Source organism: Thalassospira sp. MCCC 1A02491, from assembly GCF_001613785.1.
Classification (GTDB): Bacteria; Pseudomonadota; Alphaproteobacteria; order Rhodospirillales; family Thalassospiraceae; genus Thalassospira; species Thalassospira povalilytica.
The window spans coordinates 219,917-230,396 of record NZ_LPVX01000030.1 but is presented as its reverse complement, the minus strand read 5'-3'; the positions used below and the strand labels follow the sequence as shown (position 1 = coordinate 230,396).

Sequence of the window (10,480 nt, the reverse complement as noted above, 5' to 3'; positions counted from 1 at the left end):
ACTTCACCGCCGGTCCTCATGACCGGCGGTTCCTTTTATCTTTTTCAAGCCCCGGCCTGTGCGGCTAATCGCTGCGCGACCAGCCCGCGCCACATCAAAATCATCGCAACCACAAGAACGGGCACCACGCCGTAATTCACCGGGACCCACCCTGCCCCGGCGATCAAAGCGCCACTGGCGATCGAGGCCGCAGTTGCCGTGATGCTGTTGCCAAGCTCCATCAGGCTCTGCGCATGTCCGCGTTCGGATGGATCATGTCCCGCACCAAGCATGGTCGTCCCTGCCAGCAACATCATGTTCCAGCCAATCCCGAGCAGGAATGAACTGATCAGAAACGCTTCTGCTGATATGTCCGTCACAGCAAAACCGACACTGATCAGCAAGATGCCAACACCAAGGGATGCCACCCGATGCGCGCCGAACCGGTCAATCATCGGGCCTGCGACAAAGGCAGGCACGAACATGCCGATCAGATGCCAACGGATGACGTTGGCCGATACATCAATATCAAACCCGCAATATTTCATCGCAAGTGGCGTTGCCGTCATGACAAGGATCATGATCCCGTGTCCGGCCGCACTGACGGCAATGGCCCCACGGATTACCGGTCGCCGCAAAAGTGCGCCCATCACGGCCCAGCTTGATCCGGATCGCGCCGGAATGCCGCCATCGGGCAACATGATTGTTATGATCGCAGCCATCGCTGCCAAACCGGCCAGTGCGACATAGGCACCGGCAAACGGTACGGGCAGGAAATCACGGCTGAACCCGGCGATTTCCGGCGCAACGAGTGCGGCCAGTACACCACCCCCGACAACCAGTGCCGCCGCCCGGCCACTTTGCGTTTTATCCACGGCCTCGATCGCGGCATAGCGATAATACATGGCCGATGCCTGATAGGTGCCAATCAACAAGGGTGCCAATGCCACCAACCAGAACTGCCCGATATAAATGCCGGCCGCCAGAAGCAACCCGCCCGCCACACCACAAAGCGCACCGAGAAAAAGGCCGGCACGCCGGCCACGCCGTTGCATCACCATGGCAAGCGGATGAACCGACATGAGGTTGCCAAGCATCAAAACACCAAGCGGCAATGTCGCAAGCCCGGCACTTGGCGCAAGCGACACCCCGACAAGCGCGGTCAGGGTAATTCCGATCAACGAACAGGACCAGTAAAGGGCCTGTGCAATAAACAGCAGACGCACCGCGCCATTGGTCAGTAACAACATGTTGCCAACTCCGAAAAAATCAAACTGTGTTGAATTGATCAGGCAATCTGCCTGATGCCGGTACTGTGCGGGCTAGATTGCGCCCGCATACGGTTTTCGGGCGAACCGTTCGGCATATTCCTGCGGGCTGACCGACAGATGTCGCTGAAAGGCCCGGCGCAAGGTTTCCGGATGCCTGAAACCGCACAATTCGGCTACCCGCGATACTGTAATCCCGTCATCTTGCAGCAAGGCCCGTGCGGCTTCGACCCGGATACGTTCGACATAGCGTGCCGGGCTCACTCCAAGGTCGCGGCTAAAGACCCGTGAAAAGGTTCGCGGTGTCATACCCGCCCTACCGGCCAGCGTTTCAAGCGAAAGGTCTTCGGCCAGATTTGCCGGCAACCATTCCAGCAACCCGGCCAAGCGGGTGGTCGCCCCGCCTTCAGGCGTCAGATAGGCACTGAATTGCGCCTGCCCGCCCGGCCGTTTCAGAAACATCACAAGCCGCCGCGCAACCGATAAGGCCAGCGCCCGACCGTAATCGGCCTCGACAATTGCAAGGGCAAGATCAATGCCCGCCGTCACCCCGGCCGATGTAAAGACATGTGGGTCACCGTCATATCCGGTCGGATCGTAGCTGTGCAGTCGATCGGCCATCAGATGGATGGCCGGATAATCACGGATCATCTGATCACAGCGCGACCAGTGCGTTGTCGCCATGCGCCCGTTCAGAAGCCCGGCCTCGGCCAGGATCAGCGCGCCTGAACAAACCGATCCAAGGCGCGGAATGACTTTTTCCGCAGCACAGAGCCATTCAAGAAAATCATGGTCATCAAAGAAACGCGCAACCCCGTCCCCTCCGGGCACCAGCAATGTATCAACCGTCGAAAGATCAAGATCCTGCCAGCCACAATCGGCATAAAGCTGCACCCCGCAGGACGTCCTGACCGGACCGGACCGGGTAGCCGTGACAAGCACGTCATATCCTGCTGCCCGCCCGGTTCGGGTCAATTCGTCATTGGCAGAACCAAAAACCTGAAGTGGCCCGACGACATCGAGGCTCATCACCCGGTCATAGGCATGGCAGACGATCAATCGTCTTGGGGTTTCTGATTTTGCGGCTGTTTTGGATACTGACATGCGGACACCTTGCTGGATTGATCCAAGCATGCCGCAAACAGGTTTTGGCAACAATGACAAACACCCCACGAATTTTGCCAAATGGCATCGCGGGGTGTTTGCAATCAGATCAGGAATGCTGTGGGCTGGCGATCAGAACCCGCTTCTTTGCAGCAACGCATAAAAATCGCGGATCGTGCCTTCCTTGGCGGTCATATCCTTGATGTCATCAACCAGCTTGTCGGTAAAGTTGGGCTGTTTCAGATATCCAACCACCCTTTTGCGCGCCATTGCCGCCGATTTACCTTCGATCAAGACGCCGCTGGAACAGAATTGCACAAGCATATAGGCACGTTTGCGCAGGTGCAGAGACGGATTATCAATCCGCTCGATCACCTTTTCACGCACCAGATATTCTGCCAATCCATCATCAAGCTTGGCACCGATCTGGGTCTTTTGGTCTTCGGGCAGGTTGCTTTCGCTGAGCAGGTCATTCATATGCTTGACCGTTGCCATCTTGTCGCGCGGTTTGGATTCCGGATCACAGAAGGCCCGCAAGGCCCGCATATCCTTTACCGCGTCCTGCATCATGACATACAGCTCGTCTGCGAAATCTTCGACGATGCCGCTATTGGCGACCGCAATCAGCCAGGTCAGCTTGCGATAGTTGGGGATCAGGCGGCCGTTGATTTCGGCAACACCTTCGATCAGGGCACGTGGACCACCAACATTGCGCAACCGAGCACCGCGTTCTGCGATGGCTTCGACCATCGGGGTGCCATAAACAACGCCGCGCTCCGTGATCAGACGATCAAGAATACCAACCAGCGGATCGGGATCACTTTCATGGCGGGTCAGGTTGTTGGCACTGCGCAACTCGCGTACGACGTAATCAAACATCGCTTCCTGACTGGTCGACAACAGCCCGGATCCGAATAACGGGTTGAGCAGTTCAAGAATATCATCCGCGGCCCCGCGGTTGCCTTTTGCACGGCCAAGAGCCAGATCGATATGAAGCGTCACCGCCTCGCCAAAGCTGCGTGAACTTCCCAGCAATTCCTTGAGCGCGACCGGTGATCCGAGAATATCGGCAATCACGTCATCAAGCATCTTGCGGGCGGCTTCGTCTTTTTCGTCGCCCTTGACCTTCAGGGCAAGATCAAGCTTCCCGACCCAGTTGCGGGTTGATGACAGAACGCGTGTTAGCGCTACCATCGTCAGGAAATCAGTATCTTCGGCCAGGTTAAGACGACGGATTTCGTCGCGCACTTCCGAGATGGTGGCGTCTTCGAATGCCGGCAGATCAACCTTTTCAACTTCGCGGGCGCGCGCAGACAATTGTTCGATCGCGCCATGAAGGTTGTTCATCGCCTCGATATGGTCGCCATCGGTTGCCTTGGCATGCAAACCGGCAACCTTGTCGACAGCCGTCGGCATCAAGGTGTCATGGAACATCAACTTGCGGAGGTTCTGGTAATTGTACATTACCTCGCAAGGAGTCAGAATTTCCTGTTCGAAATATTTGCGCAGCAACCGGTTGATGGTTGCGCGGCTTTCTTTCTGCAAAAGGTCGTTGTCGGTCTCGCAAAGCGGCGCTTCATCGATCGAAGAAACACGGACGTCTTCTTCTTCGCTGTCACCTGCCCCTTCTTTTTCCAGAAGAACCTTTTCAACATGACGACCATCGCCGCGTTCCCAGTTACGGACCACGCGTACGGCAGACACCTTGGTTTTCAGAACCTTTTCCGCTTCTGAAACCGCTTCTTTTTCGACGTCAAATGTCGAGTGGATGATCCAGCGATCCCCCCGCTGAACCAATACTTCAAATGTCGTATCCGACATGATGCGCTCTGGCTCCCTAACTTCCTGTTTGGGCGGCATTTACTTGCCGGTAATCAGTCAGGCGCGTGTCCCGTTTTTTATATTTGTATCTTCTTTATAAGTCCATTCGGGGTATGAAAACAATAGGTTGATCAACAACTTTTACAATAACTGCGCTTTCCGTTGCCCTTCAATGCCTTAACGGCCCTGAAATCCACGGCATCGTCCCTTTATGCCCGGATGCGAATTCACACGCATAACGTGCGCATAACCCATTGTATAGATTAGGGAATATGACTTGCGATCTCGCCGGTCATATCTGAAAGCAACGTGCTCATGGCCACAACGGTGCTTTCGATTGTGGTGTCTGCCGGTTTGCTGATCTTGTTATATTTTGCCGACTCAACAATGGCGCCGTCTTCGAAATGCACCAGTTTCCAGCGTGCCACCAGAACAACATTGCCATCGGCCTGGCGTTCGAACCGGTCAATATCAAGAACGATCTGCCACACTACGCCGTCACGGGAAGTCCAGGGGAATGTTTCAAGCCGCGACGCGCGCCCGGTTCGATCAAGATTGTCCATCAGAACCCGGTTGATGTTTTCATCAAGCGGTTCAGCCCAGCGATGACCGGCATTGACTTCCAGCCGATTGGCACTGCTGCGCGTGACAATCGTTGACCGGTCCAGGTGGCTTGGAATGGTCACCGGCCCGACACCGACAACCGGTGCCTGTGCGGAACGATCAGCCGTTTGCTGCATCATTGAAGACAGCAGGTAATAACGATCTGTTCCCGATTGCGATGCGCAGGCAACAAGCAGCGGTGCGACAAGCAACAACAGATATTTACGCGTCTGCATCCGGATTATCTGTCGCATCATTCATCCTCCTTCGGGCCACTTTTTCCAAGGATCAGCGCACTTGGGTTCTGTTCAAGGAACTCGGTCAGATCCCGCAATGACCGTGCTGTGGCACTCAGTTCCTTAAGCGCCTGTTCCAGATTGTATCGCACGGGTGATGTCGGGGCCGTCACATCGCGCACCCCACCCAATGCCTCGCGCGCGGTATCAAGGGCGGTCTGGGTTGCGGGCAGAACGCTGGTATCAAGGTTGTTGACCAGACTGCTCACACCGGCTGCGGCCTGTTTAAGGTTAGTCATCGCATCACTCAATGCCGGCGAAGTGACGATATTTTCCATGCCTTCAACCGTCCCCAAAAGACGAATGCCGATTTCCTCGAGCGGGAAGGTTTCGACCTTTTCAAGCAAGCTGGTCAGCGAATTGGCGATTTCGTCAAGTTTTTGCGGCAAGGTTGGCAATTCCGGATACGGCCCCTGCCCGTCGCCAAGATAACGGGCGGGCGAAACCGGGTTCATCGCCAGGTCAACAAACAGTTGCCCTGTGATAAAGCTTCCGGTTTTAAGACGGGCGCGCAAACCATTGGCGACAAGCGTTTCAATGGTTGCCTGCGGATCACGGGTACCAAGATCACCACCAACCAGTCGCACGCGTTCTGGCTCGATCGTGACCAGAACCGGAACCCGGAAAATATTGCGGTTCACAACATATTCCAGATCGACACTTTCGACCGTTCCGACCCGGATACCATTGAATTCAACCGGCGCCCCGCGCGACAGGCCACGCACCGAAGAATCGAAATAAAGGATATATTCCTGACTGTATCCCTGGGCCAGCAGCTCGGCCTTTTCCAAACTTGGATGCAGGCGAAAGACCGTATCGGCAGACGCCATATCATCATTCGTGCTGTCGTTGGGCGTATAGAAATTGATCCCGCCTGCCAGAACAGAACGCACCGACTGTGCACGAACCGACAAGCCGCCGGAATTGAGGTCAAGCGCAATACCACTTGAATCCCAGAAACGTGTATCGCGCTTGACCAGGGCATCAAACGGTTTGCGCACAAAGATCGGGATGGTCACACCGCTTGCATCTTCGGTCAGTTCGGTATCAAGAACTTCACCGACTTCTATACCGCGCAGCAGAACCGGCGTGCCGGTCCCCAATGAGCCAAGCTCGTCAGCCTTGAGCACAAAGCGCGTTCCGTCTTCTTCGTCATGAATGATCTGTGGTTCTTCCTCGCCAACGAAATCGCGTTGTTTTTTGCCGGTCTTGTCGGGGACGACTTCGATATAGGCCCCCGACACAATGGTATCGAGACCCGTGATCCCGCGTACGGTCACCCGCGGTCGAACCACCCAGAAACGCGTTTTGTCGGTCAGATAGTCGCCAAGATCCGCATCCATACGAATGGTCAGGCGCACGTGATCAAGGTCTTCGGCAAGATCGATTTCGACCACCTGCCCGACATCAACATCGCGGTAACGAACGGCAGTCTTTCCTGCGGCGATGCCTTCGGCCGATTCAAAGGTAACGGTGATTTCCGGCCCCTTTGACATGACATCGCGCCATAACAGCCAGCCCCCGATGATCAACGCCACCAACGGCACAAGCCAGACGATGGAAAAACGCCCCCATCCCTTTTTGACATCCGGCGATCCGGGTCGCGGATCTGATGAAGTCGAATGTTCGTCAATCATGACGGCGTCCCCTGTTTTTCAACTTGGTTCCGTTCAAAACCTGTATCGGATCGCGATTTCAGCGCCTTCAATTCCGCACGATCCCAAATCAGCCGCGGATCGAATGCCATTGCTGATAACATGGTCAAAATAACCACACCACAAAATGCAACGGCGCCAAACCCGGGATGAACCGATGCGATATTGCCCAGCTTCACAAGCGCGGCCAAGATCGAAACCATAAACACATCAACCATCGACCATCGCCCGACCAGCTCTGTCACCCGGTAAATAAGGGTGCGTTCACGAAGCGGTCCGGCAAGACCAAGATAGGTTGCCAAATACACCCATCCCAGAAGCACGATCTTGACGATCGGCACCAGAATACTGGCGATAAAGACCACAATGGCGATTGGCCATTCCCCGGCTGCTGTCAATGCCGCGACACCAGACAGAATGGTATCGGCTTCGGACCGGCCAAGATAGGTCACCTGCATGATCGGAAACACATTTGCCGGCACATAAAGGATCACCGCCGCCAGCAAAAGCGCCCAGGCACGTGACAGGCTTCTTGCCTTGCGCTGATGCACAACATCGCCGCAACGCGGGCATTTCGTTGGCCCATTTTCCTGTTCGATGACCACCATCGCGCAGGTATGGCAACTCAGCAAGCCGTGCTTTCTGGCAACCGCGCCCGATATTGGCATGGTGCTTTCGCGCAAATCATCCTGATCGGGATAGCGCAATGACGACGGGGCAATGCGCCGCCAGACCGCACGCGTATCAAGCGTCACATTCATCAACAGAACGGTCGGGATCAGACAGCAAATCGCAAAAAAGGCCGGGCCAGCAATCACCTGGGCAAAGTCGGTCAGCTTGGTCAATGCCACCAGCAACCCGATCAGAAAAACATCAAGCATCGACCATGGACGTACCACGGCAAGAACACGCCATACCCGTTTCATCCCGGGCCAACTGGTTCCTCGCCAGATCGGCAACAACACATAGATATGCGCCGCAATCAAAAGCAACGGTGCGATGATTGATGTCACGGCCACCATAAAGGCAAGGAACGGAAATCCTTCCTGCCAGAATGTTACCACCCCGCTCGCCAGTGTATTGGTTTCAACCCGGCCTTCCATGCCAAACGTCAAAACCGGAAAGGTGTTGGCGATTGCAAAAAGAATGAGTGCCGTCACCGCCAGTGCCAGAGGTTTGTCGAACCGGTTTTGTTCCGCGGAATAAAGCGGTGAGCCACACCGCACACAACACGCCACACTGCCTGCCGGGATGCTTTCCTCGACATGGAGATAGTCGCAATGCTCACACGCAATCAATCGACGCGACATGGTTTTCCTGTTGAAACAAACCGTTATCCATGATGGCTCGTCCATCAAAGTAAGCGACACTTTTGACATGAAGTCAAACCGCATCGGTGTCGCCACGATCACATGATCCCTGAACAAACACCCCGAACACTATCCGCTATCTTGTTGTTATGTCGTAATTTTGGGCAAAAAACGGCGGGCTTGTGAAAGCACTATCTCATTGACCTGATCAAGCAAACGGCTTTGGATGGTTTTGTGGTGCCAATATAGCGGCCGGTCAATTTCAAACGGGCATGGACGGATCAGACGACCGGTTCGCAATGCTTCCTCTGCCTGGTGCTGTTCAACAACGGCATAAGCAATCCCCTGTTCCGCGACAGTGACAAAGCCTTGTGAACTCGGAATGGTGTGAGCCGGGAATTCGCCGGGATTCAAGCCGAAATATTGCTTAAGAAACTGGTTTTGCAGTTCGTCATGTTCGGAAAAATTGACGGCCGGACAGGATCGCAACGCATCTGCCGTCACGCCATTTGCAAAATGGCGCGCATTGAATTCCGGCGAAACGACCATGACATAGCGCATCAACCCCAACGGACGCACCCGGCATCCCTGGATCGGTGTTGAACGCATATCGACCGCGCCAAGCACCGTGCCATCCTGAAGCGCACTGTGATTAAGCGATTCATCCCCCACCTTCAAATGCACAAGAAGCCCAAGCTGATCAAACAGATATTTGGGGACATCGACAAACCAGGTTGCCAGACTGTCGGCATTCACCGCGAGCGCGACCTGACCATAGCCGCCATCACTTTGAATGTCGGGCATTTCATCAAGCAGTTCCTGTTCAAGCAACCGAACACTTTGATAATGCTGAAGCAATCTTTGCCCTGCGGCCGTGGCGGCAATCGGCTTTGCCCGAATGATGACCGGCTGCCCCAAACGTTCCTCAAGAAGTTTGACGCGCTGTGACACAGCAGACTGTGTCAGCCCAAGATCACGGGCGGCCTTTTCAAAGCTGCCATGGCGGATGACTTCTGCGCTGGCCTGCAACAGTTTGTAATCAAGCATGCCTGATCCATAATTTTTTCTAATGGTGCTTAATCATAATTCGATTTTCTTATTTTGTGAAATTGATATCAGTGGGCCATCACTTCAAACAGGAACACCGACATGCTTTTGACTTACGCAACCGGATTTGGCCTTGGCGGCGGATTGATTATCGCGATTGGTGCCCAGAACGCATTTGTTTTGGGACAGGGATTGCGCCGTAACCATCCGTTGATGGTTGCGCTGGTCTGTGCGCTGTGTGATGCGATCCTGATTGCGGCGGGCGTGGCCGGGTTGGGAACACTTATTGCGGCCTACCCGCTTCTGACCAAAATTGCGGCCTGGGGCGGCGGTGCCTTTTTGATCTGGTACGGTATCGGCGCGTTTCGGCGGCTGTTTGAAACCGAAACGCTGTCAGATGACACCAGATCAAAGAAGGGCTGGAAGGCAGTACTTTCAACGACACTCGCCGTGACGCTTCTGAACCCGCATGTGTATCTTGATACCGTGGTGATGCTGGGCGGGATCGGCGGCCAATATCCGGCGGATGAACGACTTGGCTTCGCCCTTGGTGCCATGAGTGCCAGTTTCGTCTGGTTCTTTTCGATCGCGCTTGGGGCTGCGTGGCTTGCCCCCTATGTCGCGCGCCCAATCACCTGGAAAATTGTCGACGCAATCACCTGTGCTGTGATGTGGCTTGTTGCCTATAGCCTGCTTGCACCGGAAATCAGCGCCATCCTTGCGTAAGCGCGCGCCGCTGGACCAGAAACCATTATTCTGGCCTCACTGGCCCATGGCATCCTTGAAATGGCGGCGGCATACCGGGACATATCGGTCATTGCCGCCGATTTCGACTTGCGCCCCTTCACGGACCGGATCGCCATTTTCATCTACACGCAGCACCATGCCGGCTTTACGACCGCAATGGCAGATGGTTTTGAGCTCATTAAGCTTGTCCGCCCAGGCCAGCAACCATTTGGAGCCTTCGAACAACTGCCCCTGGAAGTCGGTGCGAATGCCATAGCAAAGTACCGGAACACCATGCTTGTCAGCGATATCAGAAAGTTGCCAGACCTGCTCCTTGCTCAGGAACTGGGCCTCGTCAATCAGGACGCAATCGACCTTGCCCTTTTTCATTTCCCCAAGGATCAGCGCACACATATCGGTTTGGCCATCAAACAGAAGTGCCGGGGCTTCCAGACCGATGCGTGACGCAATCTTGCCCTCGCCAAAACGGTCGTCAAAGGCAACCGTCAGCAACAGCGTTTCCATACCCCGTTCGCGGTAATTGAAGCTTGCCTGAAGCAGCGTGGTCGATTTGCCCGCATTCATGGACGAGTAATAGAAAAACAGATTGGCCATGGATCCCCCCGAAAGTCGTCAATGGGACATAGCCGATCAGGCACAATTGATCAATA

At 55.0% G+C, this 10,480-nt stretch carries 9 protein-coding genes; 1 reads left to right on the top strand and 8 read right to left on the bottom strand.

All coding sequences use genetic code 11. The annotated features are described in order from the left end of the window. Positions 1-44: 44 nt before the first annotated feature. The 7 genes from AUQ42_RS12485 to AUQ42_RS12455 form a co-directional block, all read right to left on the bottom strand. The gene (locus AUQ42_RS12485; RefSeq protein WP_068519398.1) at positions 45-1,229 is read right to left on the bottom strand and encodes an MFS transporter; all 1,185 of its coding nucleotides are present in this window, start codon (positions 1,227-1,229) and stop codon (positions 45-47) included. A gap of 72 nt (positions 1,230-1,301) precedes the next feature. Continuing rightward, entirely contained in the window at positions 1,302-2,351 is a 1,050-nt protein-coding gene (locus tag AUQ42_RS12480) for a GlxA family transcriptional regulator (RefSeq protein ID WP_082817844.1), read from the bottom strand. 132 nt (positions 2,352-2,483) lie between these two features. Then, the gene (locus tag AUQ42_RS12475) at positions 2,484-4,172 is read right to left on the bottom strand and encodes a hypothetical protein (RefSeq protein WP_068519397.1); all 1,689 of its coding nucleotides are present in this window, start codon (positions 4,170-4,172) and stop codon (positions 2,484-2,486) included. A gap of 263 nt (positions 4,173-4,435) precedes the next feature. Further along, positions 4,436-5,032 carry a membrane integrity-associated transporter subunit PqiC gene (locus AUQ42_RS12470; RefSeq protein ID WP_068519396.1) on the bottom strand — a complete coding sequence of 199 codons (597 nt, stop codon included), beginning with the start codon at positions 5,030-5,032 and terminating at the stop codon, positions 4,436-4,438. Continuing rightward, positions 5,029-6,708, bottom strand: a complete 1,680-nt coding sequence (locus AUQ42_RS12465) for an intermembrane transport protein PqiB (RefSeq protein WP_068519395.1) — start codon at positions 6,706-6,708, stop codon at positions 5,029-5,031. Before AUQ42_RS12465 ends, AUQ42_RS12470 begins: the two co-directional genes overlap by 4 nt. Beyond that, the gene (locus AUQ42_RS12460) at positions 6,705-8,036 is read right to left on the bottom strand and encodes a paraquat-inducible protein A (protein ID WP_068519394.1); all 1,332 of its coding nucleotides are present in this window, start codon (positions 8,034-8,036) and stop codon (positions 6,705-6,707) included. The genes AUQ42_RS12465 and AUQ42_RS12460 overlap by 4 nt, the downstream gene beginning before the upstream one ends. A gap of 147 nt (positions 8,037-8,183) precedes the next feature. Next, a complete protein-coding gene (locus tag AUQ42_RS12455; protein ID WP_068519393.1) occupies positions 8,184-9,083 on the bottom strand; it encodes a LysR family transcriptional regulator ArgP in 900 nt (299 codons plus the stop codon). A gap of 102 nt (positions 9,084-9,185) precedes the next feature. On the opposite strand from AUQ42_RS12455, the gene AUQ42_RS12450 reads away from it, so the two are divergent. Then, positions 9,186-9,809, top strand: coding sequence for a LysE/ArgO family amino acid transporter (locus AUQ42_RS12450; RefSeq protein ID WP_068519392.1), 624 nt, complete (start codon positions 9,186-9,188; stop codon positions 9,807-9,809). Positions 9,810-9,845: 36 nt separating this feature from the next. Here AUQ42_RS12450 and AUQ42_RS12445 read toward each other — a convergent pair whose 3' ends face one another. Beyond that, the gene (locus AUQ42_RS12445; RefSeq protein ID WP_068519391.1) at positions 9,846-10,424 is read right to left on the bottom strand and encodes a thymidine kinase; all 579 of its coding nucleotides are present in this window, start codon (positions 10,422-10,424) and stop codon (positions 9,846-9,848) included. Between the last annotated feature and the right edge of the window lie 56 nt (positions 10,425-10,480).

Coding starts and splice junctions, on each gene's coding strand:
- AUQ42_RS12485 (WP_068519398.1), bottom strand. CDS start 1,229: ATGTTGTTACTGACCAATGGCGCGGTGCGTCTGCTGTTTATTGCACAG.
- AUQ42_RS12480 (WP_082817844.1), bottom strand. CDS start 2,351: ATGTCAGTATCCAAAACAGCCGCAAAATCAGAAACCCCAAGACGATTG.
- AUQ42_RS12475 (WP_068519397.1), bottom strand. CDS start 4,172: ATGTCGGATACGACATTTGAAGTATTGGTTCAGCGGGGGGATCGCTGG.
- AUQ42_RS12470 (WP_068519396.1), bottom strand. CDS start 5,032: ATGATGCGACAGATAATCCGGATGCAGACGCGTAAATATCTGTTGTTG.
- AUQ42_RS12465 (WP_068519395.1), bottom strand. CDS start 6,708: ATGATTGACGAACATTCGACTTCATCAGATCCGCGACCCGGATCGCCG.
- AUQ42_RS12460 (WP_068519394.1), bottom strand. CDS start 8,036: ATGTCGCGTCGATTGATTGCGTGTGAGCATTGCGACTATCTCCATGTC.
- AUQ42_RS12455 (WP_068519393.1), bottom strand. CDS start 9,083: ATGCTTGATTACAAACTGTTGCAGGCCAGCGCAGAAGTCATCCGCCAT.
- AUQ42_RS12450 (WP_068519392.1), top strand. CDS start 9,186: ATGCTTTTGACTTACGCAACCGGATTTGGCCTTGGCGGCGGATTGATT.
- AUQ42_RS12445 (WP_068519391.1), bottom strand. CDS start 10,424: ATGGCCAATCTGTTTTTCTATTACTCGTCCATGAATGCGGGCAAATCG.